Origin of the sequence: Bacteroides sp. 3_2_5, from assembly GCF_000159855.2 — a bacterium.
GTDB lineage: Bacteria > Bacteroidota > Bacteroidia > Bacteroidales > Bacteroidaceae > Bacteroides > Bacteroides fragilis.
In genome coordinates, this window is record NZ_JH636045.1 from 355,905 (window position 1) to 371,985 (window position 16,081).

A 16,081-nucleotide genomic window follows, 5' to 3' on the forward strand; every position below is an offset into this window, starting at 1 on the left:
ATTTACTGTGGGAAAGTCTTTCAATATAGCGCTTATAGTAATAGCAGTAACCTTATACTCTGTCACTACATATGCTGCCGATAACAAAGCAACAAGGCACGTGTCAGCGCTGCTGGACCTGATCGACAACAGCCTCAACTATAGTAAAGAAGCTCCCAACGACAGTATTATCCAATGGGGCAACGAATTGGCTCCTCTCCTGAAAAAGCAGAAAGAATATAAAACTCTATTTCAGTTGAAACAACTGATTGTGACAGCTTATGCCTCACGAGGAGACATGAATATGGCCATCGACCATGCCCGCCGGATGTATAAGGAAGCCAAAGAATTGAATTCCCCCATCGGTATAGCTCTTTCCAGCCGTGCCATTGGGGATGCCTACTTGAATGCCAACATGCAGGAACCCGCCATCGAATCTTATAAAGAAGCTCTGGAGTTGCTTGACAAAATACCGGGTAGCGAAATCCTCGAACAAGAGATTCTTCCGAAATTCATCCTGACCCTGATTCAGACCTCGCACATGGACGAGGTACGCATCTATCTGCAAAAGTTTGAAAACCTGTATGCCGATAACCCTAATCCTACATTCCACTTTTTCATATGTGCGTGCAATGCCTACTATAACATCGAGTCCGGTGATCCCGAAAAGGGAAAAGCCGAACTGGACAAAGCCAGGAAAATCCACGAACAACTGAATTATCTCTACCTGCGTAGTATCTACAACTATATATTGGCCCAGTACTATCAGGCTGTCGGGAAGTATGAACTGGCCCTGCAACAATACGAACGCCTGACAAAGGTCCCTAAAGCACCTGCCCCCAACAAACACATCGGTTTGCAGCTTGAGTGTGCCCAACTGCTGACTCAAATGGGACGAACGGAAGAAGCCTATCGTATCTATCAAAAGGCCAACCGGCAAAAAGACTCTTTGAACGCTCTGAGCTATGCCCGGCAAATCAATGACCTACGGGGAATGTATCAGATAGACCGGATGGAAATCCGGAACCAAATTCAACGAAACCAAATCATCTTGTGGATCATCATAGCTTCCATCTTTATATTGATGCTTGTTTTGCTGTTGATTGTCCGCATCCGGCAGGAGTCCAACCGACTTCTCCGCTCCAAAGAAGAATTGGAAATAGCCCGTAAGTATGCCGAGAACTCAATACGTACCAAAAGTCTGTTCCTGTCGAACATGAGTCACGAAATACGGACACCACTGAATGCACTTTCCGGATTCTCATCCATCCTGACCGACGAATCCATCGACAATGACACACGGTATCAATGCAATGACATCATCCAGCAAAACTCCGAACTGCTGCTAAAGCTGATCAATGATGTAATAGACCTGTCAAATCTCGATCCCGGCAAGCTGACTTTCAATTTTAAAGAATGTGACGCCGTCAATATATGCCGTAACGTAATCAACACCGTAGAGAAGGTGAAGCAGACACAAGCCGGAGTCAGTTTTGTCACTTCACTGGATAAACTGACTTTGCGTACAGACGAGGCACGCCTGCAACAGGTATTGATCAACCTGCTGATCAATGCCACCAAGTTCACTACCGAAGGAAGCATCACCCTGACATTAGAAAAAGAATCAGAAACCATAGCTCTGTTCACTGTGACAGATACCGGATGTGGTATCCTCCGTGAAAAACAGGACCAGATATTCAATCGTTTTGAGAAACTGAACGAAGGTGCACAGGGAACAGGTCTGGGACTCTCGATCTGTCAACTTATCATCGAGCAAATCGGAGGGAGAATATGGATTGACCCGGACTACACCGAAGGTGCGCGATTCCGGTTTACACACCCCGTCCGGCCCGCAAAGGAAAAGGAGGCAGAAAGATGAAGCGACTGATACTTATCATCATAGTATGTTGCCGGGCCTTAGGATGGTGTCATGCAAATACACAAACGGAAACGGACAGCCTGTATCGGGTGGCACAGTCACTTCCGCATGACTCGACTCGTCTGGAAATGTTCAAGAGACTGGCACAAATAGAGCAGCTGACTCCCAGGTGTATCACCTTCTCGGGTCTGTTGCGCGAGGAAGCCACCTTGCAGAAGAATGACAGATACAACGCCATAGCCGCCTATCTGCACACAGTGTACTACTATAACCAAAACAACCGGGACAGCGTAAAAAAATGGCTTGACACAATGGAGCCTTATGCCCGCAAATCGCAAACCTGGGATCTCTATTTCGATGCGCTCCGCTTTCAGATAGACCTATGCACCTACGAAGAGCAGTATGAACTTGCCATCAACGAAGCGAACCTGATGTACGAAAGAGCCCCAAAAGTGAACTGCGCCCGCGGACTGATCGGAGCAAAACAATGCTTGGGCAACGTCTATATCAGTACAGAGAGATGGGACGAAGGAATGAAAGCATTGGAAGCTGCCTATCAACTCTCTTTACAAACAGATAATGCGGTAGTACGAATCTCGATTCTCTGTCAACTGATTTCCATAACCAAGGATCAGAAAAACAACCAATTACTCTCCGAATACCTTGCGAAGCTAAAAGAAACACTGCATCACCATACCTCCACGAACCCGATGCTCAAAGAGGCATTTTATGATGTTTACCTGTTCTGCGAAGTATATTACACCTATTATTATCTATATGCAGGCCAGCCGGAACAAGCACATAAAAATCTGGTTAACGCGGGCAAATTTCTCAATGGCAACACCTTCTTTCTCTACAGGGTGCTCTATTACGATGCCTATGCAGCATACTTCCGAGCTTGCAAAGCGTATGACCGGGCACTTGCCAAGATAGACTCCACCATCATACTGCTGCAAGAGGACTTCAACAGCAATTACATCCACCAAAAATTGACAAAAGCCGACCTCCTGGCAGAAGCCGGACGAAGTGCGGAAGCCATTCCCCTGTACATCGAAACGCTCCATCTTAAAGACTCTATCGAAACGACCGTTCTCGACAAACAGATGCAACAGATAAAAGCCAAATACAACATCGACAAAGTGGCATTGGAAGAGGAACGGCTGAAAAGCTACATCCAACTCGGCACCTTAATAGTGGTGGTCATTATCCTGATAATTCTGGTTGCTTTCATGCTCCGCATTTCACACGTACGCAAGGCTTTGGAACGATCGGAAAAAGAAACACGGGAAACAACCCGCATGGCGGAAGAAGCCAACGAAATGAAAAATCGCTTTTTGTCGAACATAAGCTATCACATCCGCATCCCGCTGAACGGTGTAGTGGGTTTCTCACAATTGATAGCCTCCGAACCCAACATGCCCGATGAGCTCCGTAAAGAATACTCTTCCATCATTCAGAAGAACTCCGAAGAATTGATGCGCCTGGTTAATGATGTACTTGATTTATCACGGCTCGAAGCCGGTATGATGAAGTTCAACATTCAGGAGTACGGACTGGCGGAACTCTGCAATGAAGCTACCTATATGGCGCGCATGCATAGTGAAGGGTGTACCGTCATCCGGTTGGAAAACGAAATTGACACAGACCTGAACATCCGGGTAGACACCGTCCGTTTCACACAGGCGTTGCTGAGTGCACTGACATATCCGCAGAAGTACAAAGAAAAACGGGAAATCGACTTTAAGGTGACACTCGACACGGAGAAGAACTTCATCAACTTCCGCATCACCAACTCTCCGCTGGCTGACGAAAGATTTACTTCGCAAGAGGTATGCATCCGTCACGAAATCAACCGCCTGCTATTTGAGTATTTCGGAGGAAACTACAAAGTACAGACAAATCCGGACGGAAAGCCGACCATCCTCTTCACGTTTCCCTCAGGAAGAAATTGACTTCTTCCCCTATCCGCTCGTCTACTTCTACAGAAAGTTGTATCTTTGCAACCTGCAAACTTAAACCCTTCTTTATGTATACCAACAAACAGATCTGGAGTGTCAGTTACCCGATTCTCCTGAGCTTGCTTGCGCAAAATGTCATCAACGTCACCGACACTGCCTTTCTGGGACGTGTCAGTGAGATAGCCCTCGGTGCTTCTGCCATGGGTGGGCTTTTCTATATTTGTATTTTCACCATTGCCTTCGGATTCAGCACCGGTTCCCAGATCGTCATTGCCCGCCGCAACGGTGAAGCACGTTACGGCGATGTAGGTCCGGTCATGATTCAGGGAGTCTTGTTCCTGTTGGTCATGGCTCTCCTGCTCTTCGGATTCACCAAAGCGTTCGGCGGAAACATCATGCGCCTGCTGGTCTCTTCCGAAAGCATTTATGATGCCACGATGGAGTTTCTCGACTGGCGCATCTTCGGGTTCTTCTTCTCATTTGTCAACGTGATGTTCCGGGCACTCTACATCGGAATCACCCGCACCAAGGTGCTCACCATCAATGCAGTGGTTATGGCGCTGACCAATGTGGTACTGGACTATGCCCTGATATTCGGACACTTCGGGCTTCCGGAAATGGGCATCAAAGGAGCAGCCATTGCTTCCGTAATCGCCGAAGCGGCTTCTCTGCTCTTTTTCCTGATTTATACGTACATCACCGTCAACCTGAAAAAGTATGGCCTCAACCGCTTGCGGTCGTTCGACCCGGTTTTGTTGATGCGCATTCTCAGTATATCGTGCTTCACCATGCTTCAGTATTTCCTGTCGATGGCCACCTGGTTTGTTTTCTTTGTGGCAGTGGAGAGGTTGGGACAGCGCGAACTCGCTATTGCCAACATCGTGAGAAGCATCTACATCGTTATGCTGATTCCGGTAAATGCACTGGCCACCACAACCAACAGCCTGGTGAGCAACGCCATCGGCGCGGGAGGCATCAACTACGTGATGCCGTTGATAAACAAAATCGGGCGCTTCTCTTTCCTGATCATGCTGGGGCTGGTCATCATAACCGCCCTGTTCCCACAAGCATTGCTCTCGGTATACACCAACGAAACGGCATTGATCAATGAATCGGTATCATCGGTATATGTCATCTGCGTGGCCATGCTGATTGCCTCTGTTGCTAACATCGTCTTCAACGGAATATCGGGTACAGGCAATACTCAAGCAGCCCTGATGCTCGAAGCCATCACGATTGCAATCTACGGATCGTACATCATTTTCATCGGAATGTGGGTGAAAGCTCCCATCGAATGGTGCTTTACGATTGAGATTCTGTACTATACACTGTTGCTCGCCACAAGCTATATTTATTTCAAAAAAGCAAAATGGCAGAACAAAAAGATATAAAGTACGAGAGATTTTTGTACATTTGCGGCTGATTTCACCGCAGATTGCACAGATTAGCACAGATATTCTCTATGTCAGATATAAAATCCGTGTCGATCCGTACAATTTGCGGCGGGCTTTACACATCATTAGTAATTCATAATTCAAAGATATGTTCGACAATTTAAGCGAAAGACTCGAAAGGTCGTTTAAGATTCTGAAAGGTGAAGGCAAAATCACCGAGATCAACGTAGCAGAAACCCTGAAAGACGTGCGCAAGGCACTGCTCGATGCCGACGTTAACTATAAAGTAGCCAAAGGATTCACTGATACGGTGAAGGAAAAGGCACTGGGACAGAACGTGCTCACAGCCGTAAAACCGAGCCAGTTGATGGTGAAGATTGTTCATGACGAACTGACCCAGCTGATGGGTGGAGAAACTGTCGAAATCGACACCAAAGGTCAGCCGGCAGTCATCCTGATGTCCGGTTTGCAAGGTTCGGGTAAGACCACTTTCTCGGGTAAGCTGGCCCGCATGCTGAAAACCAAGAAGAACAAACGCCCGTTGCTCGTTGCATGTGACGTTTACCGTCCGGCAGCTATCGAGCAGCTTCGCGTACTGGCCGAACAGATTGACGTACCGATGTACTCGGAGATCGACAGCAAAGATCCGGTTTCCATCGCCCAGAATGCCATCAAAGAAGCACGTGCCAAGGGATACGATCTGGTAATTGTCGATACGGCCGGACGTCTGGCAGTCGACGAACAGATGATGAATGAGATCGCTGCCATCAAAGAAGCCATCCAGCCCAACGAAATTCTGTTCGTGGTAGACTCTATGACCGGACAAGATGCGGTCAACACAGCCAAAGAGTTCAACGAACGCCTCGACTTTGACGGCGTGGTGCTGACCAAGCTCGACGGTGATACCCGCGGTGGTGCGGCCCTCTCTATCCGTTCGGTAGTGAACAAACCTATCAAGTTTGTAGGTACGGGCGAGAAACTCGATGCCATCGACCAGTTCCACCCTGCCCGTATGGCCGACCGTATCCTGGGTATGGGTGACATCGTTTCGTTGGTGGAACGCGCACAGGAACAATATGACGAAGAAGAAGCTAAACGCCTCCAAAAGAAGATTGCCAAGAACCAGTTCGACTTCAACGACTTCCTCAGCCAGATCTCCCAGATTAAGAAAATGGGTAATCTGAAAGAGCTCGCTTCAATGATTCCGGGTGTGGGCAAGGCCATCAAAGATATCGATATCGACGACAACGCTTTCAAAAGCATCGAAGCCATCATCTACTCCATGACTCCGGAGGAACGCAGCAATCCAGGCATCCTGAACGGTTCGCGCCGTACACGTATCGCCAAAGGTAGCGGTACGACTATCCAGGAGGTGAACCGTCTGCTGAAACAGTTTGACCAGACTCGCAAAATGATGAAGATGGTGACCAGCAGCAAGATGGGCAAGATGATGCCGAAGATGAAATAAGACTGCACTTTTCTTCCCGAAAGCTTGACTTTGGCTTCGGGATGATGTATCTTTGTCTATGTAATCATTCAATAAATTCAATTAGAATGCAATAGAAGGAGGAAGCCGCTGTTTCCTCCTTTTTTTATGTACCTACCGGAGTAAGAAACCATAACCCGCCGCTTGAAGTCCCGGAGACGGTTGCTCCACTCCCGAATACCGGCTGCATTGCAGTCAGATGCTTACTGCATTTCAGTAACCCCCCGGCTCTACCCGCATCGGATCCCGGCTCTATTCCCAGAAGTTCCTCTTTGCCTTCGGAACTCCTCCCCACCCTGTTAATAATCTATAAAGCTACTCTTGACAAAAAACAGGGGATGGTAAATGATATTACTTTTGCCTGATACCATAAAAGCATTGAATCAATGAAACACATTCTCTTCACTCTGGCGCTTGCTTCCATAGCCGGGATAGCCAACGCACAACACAATGGGCACTCCTATACGGTAGAAGGTTTGATAAACGATTCTACCCTGAACGGACAGACACTCTATATCAGCCGTTATGACGACGGAATGAAAGTGGATAGCACGCAAGTGACCAACGGGCAATTTAAATTCACCGGAAAAGCGGACATCCCCTGTTTTTGCCGCATCGATGCGGGGAGAGAGTATGCCAACTTCATCCTCGAAGGGGGCAACATCCAGGTCAATGTACTGACTCACAATGACCCGAAGGGAACGCCAATGAATGAGGAGTATACCCACATATCTGATAAGACATCCGAGCTGGTCACAGAGTTGAGAAAAAGACATGCGGCCATCGAACAGCAAACAGAAGACAAATCGGAACAACTCCGGCTTAAAAAAGAATACGCCGATACTTACTGGCATCCGACTTATACCCGACTATACAAAGACATGTTTATGAAGAACCCGGACAATGCACTCGGAGAGTTTGCCATCAGAGAGCTTGCCATGTGCGCTTTGCCCGAAGAGATGGACACCATATTTGCGGCTTCCGGCCCCTGGTTGAAGTCACTGAGCGTATATCACCGCATCGAAAAGCAGTTTCAAGGCATGAAAGCGACGGCAGTAGGACAAAAGTTTACCGACTTCAGCGGTAAGACCATAGACGGCGCCGCAAGCTCTTTATCCGATTTTGTGGGCAAAGGTCAATACACTTTGGTAGATTTCTGGGCAAGCTGGTGTGGCCCCTGCCGTTCCGAATCGCCTCATATAGCCGAACTCTACAACACATACAAAGACAAAGGACTGACTGTTCTGGGAGTAGCAGTCTGGGACAAACCGGAAAATACCAAAAAAGCGATCAAGGAACTCAATATCGACTGGCCGCAAATTATCGACACCGGTATGACGCCCATGGATCTGTACGGTGTAAAAGGTATCCCTTTCATCCTCCTCTTCGGACCTGACGGAACCATCATCGCACGTGACCTCAGAGGAGAAGGAATGAAAAATAAAGTAGCCGAAGTACTAAACAATAAATAACTCAATAAACGAATAAGAAATGACACTGATTGATGGAAAAGCCATCTCCGAACAAGTAAAGCAGGAGATTGCAGCCGAAGTGGCAGAAATAGTGGCTCATGGAGGCAAACGCCCTCACCTGGCAGCCATCCTCGTAGGACACGACGGAGGCAGCGAGACATATGTAGCCGCCAAAGTAAAAGCTTGCGAAGTGTGCGGATTCAAGTCGTCACTGATCCGTTACGAAAGTGATGTGACAGAGGACGAGCTGCTTGCCAAAGTACGCGAACTGAATGAAGATGACGATGTAGACGGATTTATCGTACAACTTCCGTTGCCCAAACACATCTCCGAACAAAAAGTGATTGAGACCATCGATTACCGCAAAGATGTGGACGGATTTCACCCGATCAATGTAGGACGCATGTCTATCGGACTGCCTTGCTATGTATCGGCCACTCCGAATGGAATCCTCGAACTGCTGAAACGCTACCGGATAGAGACATCCGGGAAAAAGTGCGTCGTATTGGGACGCAGCAATATTGTTGGCAAACCGATGGCTGCACTGATGATGCAGAAGGCTTATCCGGGAGACGCTACGGTGACCGTATGTCACAGCCGCTCAAAAGATCTGGTGAAAGAGTGTCGGGAAGCCGATATCATTATCGCTGCATTGGGACAACCCAATTTCGTAAAGGCGGAAATGGTGAAAGAAGGTGCCGTGGTCATTGACGTAGGTACCACCCGGGTGCCCGATGCCAGCAAGAAGTCCGGGTTCAAGCTCACAGGAGATGTGAAGTTTGACGAAGTATCCCCGAAATGTTCGTTCATCACTCCCGTTCCGGGAGGAGTCGGCCCGATGACCATCGTGTCACTGATGAAAAATACATTGCTGGCAGGTAAGAAGGCGATCTATCAATAACCCACTCCTCCGTTTCCCTCTTCATAGAAGGGGAAACGGAGAATTTGCTTTTCAATACCTTAGTATCATGAATACGATATTTAAAACCACAGGCTTGTGCGTCTTTCTCTTCGCATGTACCCCATGGGCTGCCGCACAAAATTTTTCTATCGACTATCCCTCATATCAAAAAAGAAATACCGACGCACTTGAAATCAGCCGGATCGTCCGTAATGACACAGCTACCATTCTGTATATGGATGCTTACTCGCGCCCTAACTATTGGATACGGCTGGCTTCAGAGCTCTCTCTACACGGGGAGCAAAGCGGGAAGAATTACCCTGTCATCCGATCGCAAGGTTTCGAACTGGACAAGCAGGTATACATGCCGGCTTCGGGCAATGTGACGTTTACTCTGCAATTTGCCCCTATCGATCCGCAGGACCGGACGATAGACTTTGTAGAAAGCAACAATGAAGAAGACTTCCGGATCGAGGGAATTTGCCTTGACGCATCTGTCCCCAAAAAGAAAGTACACTGCCACCTGGCCGGCAAAATGGCAAACCGACCACAAACCAGTCGCCTGATACTTATAGAAAGCAACAAGAATACACGCGGTACCCCGTGGATTTCGATACCGGTGCGCAACGGTGTCTTTGAGTACGACTTCTATACCGACCACGAAAAGGCTTACGAGCTTATTTGCTGGGACGACCTGTTAAACGGTTGCTGGTATCCGGTCACTTTCTTTGCAGAAAATGGAACGGTATCTTTCACCATATCTGCCATAGACGCACGCCCACCCTATCGCATAGAGACCCTCAACCCACTGACGACGGCCCTCCGGCTATTTGAAGCGGAAGGGGAGGATAAGTTCAGTTTCGATGAACTCAACGCACGAAGAGATACGCTCGAAAAATACGGACGTTTTGAAAGTGAAGCCATGCAAGCACTCTGGAAAAAATTCGATCAGGTGAAAGACAATCCCGAAGAAAGAAACAAGCTTTTCAGAGAAAGAGACCGCCTGGAAGAAAGTGGCGAAGCATTCACAGAAGAAGCAAAAGCACTTATAAAGGAAAGGGAACAACTCTTTCGGAAAAAAGTAATTTGGGAAACGGAACAAGCCTCGCAACACCCTTCGCTGGTGGGACTATTTATCCTGAAAATGAAGGTGGAGAACGCACGGAAAGATGAAGATGTCATCCCCTATCTGGAAGTATTTCAAAAAGTGTATGCCTCCCGCTATCCCGAACATCCCTATACCCGGGAAATGCAAATGTTTATCGACAATAACCAACCCAAGACGGGAAACCGTTTCATCGACTTCTCCGCTCCCGACCTGAATGGTAACATGGTTCAGTTGTCCGAACAGATACGGGGAAAAGTGGCTCTGATCGACCTATGGGCTTCCTGGTGCGGTCCGTGCCGTACGACCTCCAAGCAATTGATTCCCATCTACGAAAAATATAAAGACCGTGGATTCACCGTCATCGGCGTCGCACGCGAGCAGAACAGCGATATCCGTATGAGAGAAGCCATACGGAAAGACGGTTATCCCTGGCTGAACCTTATCGAGCTGAATGACGTTCAACAGATCTGGTCAAAATACCGGATACCGAACGCTGCCGGCGGAACTTTCCTCGTGAACGCCCAAGGAATCATTCTTGCCGTGAACCCTACAGCCGAAGAGGTGGAACGTATTCTCCAGAAAGAACTTTAATATCGGTAATTTATGAAACATCTGATTCTTCTTTTTCTCTTTTTTTGTTCTGTATCTTGCAGTAGCAACGCGCAAGAGCAACCTGTCCCTACCTCATCGGCCGACACAATACCCGCACAGAAGATCACCCTCCTCTTTGCAGGCGACCTGATGCAGCATCAGGCACAGATAGACGCAGCCCGGACAGCAACCGGGTACGACTATACAGACTACTTTAAACTGATAAAAGAAGAAATCGGCAAAGCAGACATCGCCATCGGAAATCTGGAGGTAACCCTCGGTGGAAAGCCCTATCGGGGGTATCCGGCCTTCAGTGCCCCCGACGAATATCTGACCGCAATCAAAGATGCCGGCTTCAACGTATTGATAACAGCCAACAATCATTGCCTCGACCGAGGCAAAAAAGGGTTGGAAAGAACCATCCTGATGTTGGATTCCCTACAAATTCCGTATGCCGGCACCTACACCGACAGCACGGCCCGTGCCTCGCGGTATCCGCTCTTGCTGGAACAGAATGGCTTCCGCATTGTCCTGCTCAATTATACATATGGCACTAACGGCATCAAGGTATCTGCCCCCAACATCGTCAATTATATCGATAAGGATATCATGGCCCGGGACATCGAAACTGCCAAAGCATTGAACCCGGATGCATTGATTGCATGTATGCACTGGGGCATCGAATACCAATCGCTGCCCAACAAGGAACAAACATCTCTTGCCGACTGGTTGCTTAGCCGGGGAGTCACCCATGTGATCGGCTCCCATCCACACGTGGTACAGCCCATGGAGTTGCGAACCGATACGCTCAGCGGACAGCAAAATGTGGTGCTTTACTCTTTAGGTAATTTTATTTCGAACATGTCTGCCCGCAAAACAGACGGGGGACTGCTCTTTAAACTCGAATTAACGAAAAACAGTATAGGCACATCTGTCAGCAATTGCGGGTATAGTCTGATATGGACTGCACGCCCCACACTCTCCAAAAAGAAAAATTACGTTTTATACCCGGCAAGCATTCCGACAGACTCTTTATCGGCAGAAGAACGTAACCACCTGAAAATCTTTATTAATGACACCCGGGAACTCTTCCGCAAGCATAACCGCGGAATTAATGAATACATTTTTTGAAGAAAAAAGTTCGCAGAATGTTTGCAGATTCAAAAAGAATCGCTACCTTTGCATCGCATTTGAGAGAGATGCTAACATGGTGGCTGTAGTTCAGTTGGTTAGAGCGTCAGATTGTGGTTCTGAATGTCGTGGGTTCGAGTCCCATCTGCCACCCAACAAAGAGAGGAAATTCATTATTGAATTTCCTCTCTTTGTTTATATAAGGCAATTAAGGATCAACGTAAGTGAAAGACCTGTCCGCCAAAGACACAGGATTATAAAAAATCTGCAGAAGCAGGATCAAAATCCCGCCTCTACAGAAAACTGTAAACCATTAAAACAAAATGCACCTTGTCAGACCACAATTAAAAACGAGGCATAACAAACTTGTCATCAGGGGATGTAAAGGATAATCCCGGAACAGAGCGGCGCATATCTTTATAAGCGTATTCTTTAATTAGTGAATAGTCAGTAGCATCCAAAGCATAATAATAGTCATCTTTATCCGTTGATAACTTTACAGTCCAATCGAACATATTTCCAAAGATAGTCAACTCGTCTTTGGTGGGATCGAAACCGGGAAGAGCTGATTTAACCAAACTTCCATCACTGTTGATCACATAAAAATGATGCTGGCTGTCTACCATATACCCCAAAGTCCGGCGACTGCGGAACTCAGTAATAAATACATATTCCGGCAAAACGCCTTCAGGCAGCTGAATCAGTTTCACATACGGACGTCCCTTGGTACACTTCAGATGAAACAGTTTATGGTTGGCATCCAAAACCAGATACCCCTCATCATAGTCTTTACGGGTAGTCGGATTGCCCGAAGCATAGCTTGCGGGAAAAGCAAACCCTTTCTGAACCAGCATCTCCGTAAACAATTCACTCTTCGCCTCATCTATACGATTCGTCTCCATACGAATAAATTCGATACCTTTATCGGTAAAGCGAAAAGCATCTTCGGGCATTTTCAAATCCACCCGCTTGGACATGGACTCCATCAGGAAATAAAGTCCTGTTTGGGGAGCATTGATAGCTGACGGCACACTCTTGAAAGTAAAGTTAGTCAACTGGATGTCTTTCGGACTAACTGCCCTACCGCAAATAGTATCGGGAAAACGTTCGTCTGCCGTAAGCTGACGTACGTAAAGAGAAGGTAACAGACTGTCGACCTGTTGTTGTGTATATGTATTGCCTTTCGTATCATAACGGTGAAGCTGCTTATTCTCATCCAGTTGCGTAATGACAAAATCACCAAGCACGGAACTATACATAGTAAAAGGAGTCTTGGCAGGCTTCAATGTGAGAAAAGCATAGCACCAAGGCAACTGCCATACAAGCAGCACAGCCACAGTAACATAAAAAAACATTTTGCTGAATCGAATCATGTTCGTTTAATTTTTTTGGTAATAAACATTCGGTTAGTCTTGCTTACCGGCTTTGAACCGTACCACAGAAATCCATGAAAGAGAAGCGATAAGCAGCGTATAAAGTGTCAGGCAGGGCAAGAAACTGTTATAAGCCTCTGCTCCCGGAGCCAGGAAATAGACACGAAAAATCAATGCGGCAATAATCAGATTCAAGACCCTCCGCTTCCATGTAGGTTCCAGGCAAATCCATGAAACAAGCAGATACCCGGCAAATCCGGCCAAAAACCACGGAGCAGCCGAGAGTAAGATACGCTGTACCAGCTCACTTGTAAAGTGTTGCGGCAAATAAACTCCCATGATAATAAAACTCGTAGCAAAACATGTAAACAGCGCAAGTACTCCAAAGGCTAACATAGCCATGACCATCTTCTTCTGTGAATAAGGTAAATGTAAGGTAAGTTTCAAACACTTGCGTTGCATCTCAGGGAAAAACTGTACGGCTGCCAGCAATATACCGGTCAGTAAAGGAACAAATTGTAACAGATCGATAAATATAGCATCCTTCTGGACCATTACCACCCATAAATGATCGATTCCCTGTATGGCAATGGTACGACCAATACGAAGCATGGAATATCCTGTGATTCCTATCATAAAAAGGGTTGCCAGCAACAAATACCAGCGCGTTTTTATCCACTCTTTATAAAATATGGCTTGTATCATATTTCTTCTCTATTTATTTACATTATTAATACTTTCCGGTGAGACCGATAAAGGCATCTTCCAGACCTACATTTTCGTGCTGCAAACCAGTAAAGGGAACTTGATTTTCCTTCAATAGCCCCTCGACATCCGAAGGGGGCAAAAAAGAATATGTTTCCAAAGTCTGACGAATAACAGCCGGATGATAGCAAGTCACCGGCAATTGAGGCTGATAACCTTCGGGGACAGTGCAAGTATATTTTCTCAACCCTTTCATCAACGTTTCAATAGGTTGCTGGATAAGGATAGAACCATAATCCATAATAATACAATCATCAATCAGCCGCTCCATATCCTGAATAATATGGGAAGTCAGAAAAACCGTCTTGTTCTCGGAACGGGCATAATCACGTAAATAATCTACAAAAAGACGACGATAACCCGGATCAAGTCCTAAAGAGAAGTCATCCAGAATTAACAACTCCGGATTTTGTGCCAGAATCAGCCCTAATGCCACTTGCGAACGCTGTCCGTTCGACATTCTCGAAATACGTTGTCCCGGAGCTACCTTCAATTTGTTCATCAAGTCATAATAAGCTTCTTTCTTCCATTGTCCCGGATAAAAAGAAGCATAAAACTTTTCTATCTGTGTGATATTCATAAACTGATATTGGACATGCCCCTCCAACAGCAAACCGATGTTCCTGCGTAAAGCAGGATCCATGGTCTGAATGTTCTCACCAAAGATGCGACATTCGCCCGAATGCGGCTGAAGATAACCGCTCAATATATTAATGGTCGTCGTTTTCCCTGTACCATTCTTACCCAACAGTCCCAAGATACGTCCTTGAGGCACTTCAAAGCTCAAGTTCTCATAAATCTTGCGCTGACCGTAATAATGGGTCAGGTTCTTACATTCTATAATTGCACTCATGCTTTATAAATCATTTTTTGTTTGTTACTAGAAACACATCAGGAAAAGAATAGGAATCAGGATACCGCCCACCAACTCGATCCCTCCTCTACCCCATAACCCCTTAGGACCTTTTATCATCACCATACCGCTGACGGTGATAACAATCAGACTGACAGCAAAGGCATCGGCAAACCAAGTCCACCATTTACCCGGATTGAAATGAAGCTGTACCATGGAAGAAATCAGCGGACGACGCTTCACTCCTTCGTAAACAGCATCCTTTGTCCGGGTATTAACCACCAGGCTCGAACCACCTTTCAGAAAAACTTTAATCCGATCCGGCTTTGGATAATAATATTTAGTGAAATTTCCGGCTTCGTTCAAAGGTTCCAGCAAAGCCAAAATCACTTTCTCATTGACTTTACTTTTATCCGACAGGTCCTCTGTTATCTTATATTCCGTTCGTGTCACTGTATAATGAGGATTTATGCTATCCCTATGGTTCATCACGATACCCGAAATAGCATAAATCAAAATCATTCCCGCAAAGAAGAAAGATAAATCACGGTGGATGATCCGGCTCCATTTGCGAAATACAGTACCTTTATTCCGCGATTTCATAAGAACTTGCTTCCATATAATAGAATGATAGGTAATCTTTTCCGGTGGCAGCTTTTCTTTCCGCTATTTTTGCACGAAAGTCTGCAATACGGGCTTCAGGAGTATTAGCTGTTTCGCCACGCGCTTTCTTTTCCGAATCACATCCGGCAGCTGTTTCGCCATGAGATTTTTCGGTCTGCGCTTTCAATTTAGACTCCCAGTTTTGCAAATAGGCTTCATCTACCCGCTGTTCTTTCAATGTCCCGGTCACTGTAACAATGGCATTGATACATTTAGTGTCAAATGAACCCAGCGGTCCGGCTTCCACACGAATCGTTTTGGTATCATCACTGCCCATCAGGAAGATTTTTGTAGCTCCATGCTTACAGGTATGCGTGCAGATACCTTCTATAGTCACCTCCCGGTTAGCCAATGAATCGGCATGTGCCAACAGGTTATCGACACTTAATGCCGCCGGAGCTGCCAGCTCCGTTTTTTCGGACTGACTCTGTTTGTTACTGTTTCCACAAGAAGTAGTAGTTACCAAAGCTGCTATTAAGGTTGCAGCGACCATAAATTTAATTTTCATATGCTTAATTGTTTTTATTT

The 16,081-nt window shown here is 46.5% G+C and carries 13 protein-coding genes and 1 tRNA gene; 9 read left to right on the forward strand and 5 right to left on the reverse strand.

The features are described 5' to 3' along the window. The first annotated feature begins 7 nt into the window (after nucleotides 1–7). From BSHG_RS03375 to BSHG_RS03335, 9 genes are all read left to right on the forward strand, one after another. Nucleotides 8–1,858, forward strand: coding sequence for an ATP-binding protein (locus BSHG_RS03375; protein ID WP_008661076.1), 1,851 nt, complete (start codon nucleotides 8–10; stop codon nucleotides 1,856–1,858). After that, on the forward strand, nucleotides 1,855–3,810 hold the full coding sequence (locus BSHG_RS03370; RefSeq protein ID WP_008661077.1) for a sensor histidine kinase: 1,956 nt from the start codon (nucleotides 1,855–1,857) through the stop codon (nucleotides 3,808–3,810). The genes BSHG_RS03375 and BSHG_RS03370 overlap by 4 nt, the downstream gene beginning before the upstream one ends. Nucleotides 3,811–3,884: 74 nt before the next feature. Continuing rightward, nucleotides 3,885–5,207, forward strand: coding sequence for an MATE family efflux transporter (locus BSHG_RS03365; protein ID WP_005789192.1), 1,323 nt, complete (start codon nucleotides 3,885–3,887; stop codon nucleotides 5,205–5,207). Nucleotides 5,208–5,358: 151 nt separating this feature from the next. Further along, nucleotides 5,359–6,678 carry a signal recognition particle protein gene (gene ffh / locus BSHG_RS03360; RefSeq protein WP_005789195.1) on the forward strand — a complete coding sequence of 440 codons (1,320 nt, stop codon included), beginning with the start codon at nucleotides 5,359–5,361 and terminating at the stop codon, nucleotides 6,676–6,678. Nucleotides 6,679–7,082: 404 nt separating this feature from the next. Further along, nucleotides 7,083–8,168 (forward strand): TlpA disulfide reductase family protein, encoded by a 1,086-nt coding sequence (locus BSHG_RS03355; RefSeq protein WP_005789197.1) that lies wholly within the window; start codon nucleotides 7,083–7,085, stop codon nucleotides 8,166–8,168. Nucleotides 8,169–8,187: 19 nt separating this feature from the next. Further along, nucleotides 8,188–9,069 (forward strand): bifunctional methylenetetrahydrofolate dehydrogenase/methenyltetrahydrofolate cyclohydrolase FolD, encoded by an 882-nt coding sequence (folD, locus tag BSHG_RS03350; RefSeq protein ID WP_005780414.1) that lies wholly within the window; start codon nucleotides 8,188–8,190, stop codon nucleotides 9,067–9,069. Nucleotides 9,070–9,136: 67 nt separating this feature from the next. After that, nucleotides 9,137–10,768, forward strand: coding sequence for a redoxin domain-containing protein (locus BSHG_RS03345; RefSeq protein WP_005789199.1), 1,632 nt, complete (start codon nucleotides 9,137–9,139; stop codon nucleotides 10,766–10,768). 12 nt (nucleotides 10,769–10,780) lie between these two features. After that, entirely contained in the window at nucleotides 10,781–11,899 is a 1,119-nt protein-coding gene (locus BSHG_RS03340; RefSeq protein WP_005789202.1) for a CapA family protein, read from the forward strand. A gap of 79 nt (nucleotides 11,900–11,978) precedes the next feature. Next, nucleotides 11,979–12,052 (forward strand) — tRNA-His (locus BSHG_RS03335). A gap of 191 nt (nucleotides 12,053–12,243) precedes the next feature. Here BSHG_RS03335 and BSHG_RS03330 read toward each other — a convergent pair. From BSHG_RS03330 to BSHG_RS03310, 5 genes are read right to left on the reverse strand one after another with little or no spacing between them, the layout of a single operon-like run. After that, on the reverse strand, nucleotides 12,244–13,272 hold the full coding sequence (locus BSHG_RS03330; RefSeq protein ID WP_005789204.1) for a DUF4857 domain-containing protein: 1,029 nt from the start codon (nucleotides 13,270–13,272) through the stop codon (nucleotides 12,244–12,246). A 33-nt stretch (nucleotides 13,273–13,305) separates the two neighbouring features. Then, nucleotides 13,306–13,977 carry a hypothetical protein gene (locus tag BSHG_RS03325; protein ID WP_005789206.1) on the reverse strand — a complete coding sequence of 224 codons (672 nt, stop codon included), beginning with the start codon at nucleotides 13,975–13,977 and terminating at the stop codon, nucleotides 13,306–13,308. Between the two features lie 25 nt (nucleotides 13,978–14,002). Continuing rightward, on the reverse strand, nucleotides 14,003–14,890 hold the full coding sequence (locus tag BSHG_RS03320; RefSeq protein WP_005789207.1) for an ABC transporter ATP-binding protein: 888 nt from the start codon (nucleotides 14,888–14,890) through the stop codon (nucleotides 14,003–14,005). Nucleotides 14,891–14,917: 27 nt separating this feature from the next. Next, on the reverse strand, nucleotides 14,918–15,493 hold the full coding sequence (locus tag BSHG_RS03315) for a PepSY-associated TM helix domain-containing protein (RefSeq protein WP_005789209.1): 576 nt from the start codon (nucleotides 15,491–15,493) through the stop codon (nucleotides 14,918–14,920). Beyond that, nucleotides 15,477–16,061, reverse strand: coding sequence for a hypothetical protein (locus BSHG_RS03310; RefSeq protein ID WP_005789211.1), 585 nt, complete (start codon nucleotides 16,059–16,061; stop codon nucleotides 15,477–15,479). The genes BSHG_RS03315 and BSHG_RS03310 overlap by 17 nt, the downstream gene beginning before the upstream one ends. Nucleotides 16,062–16,081: the final 20 nt, after the last annotated feature.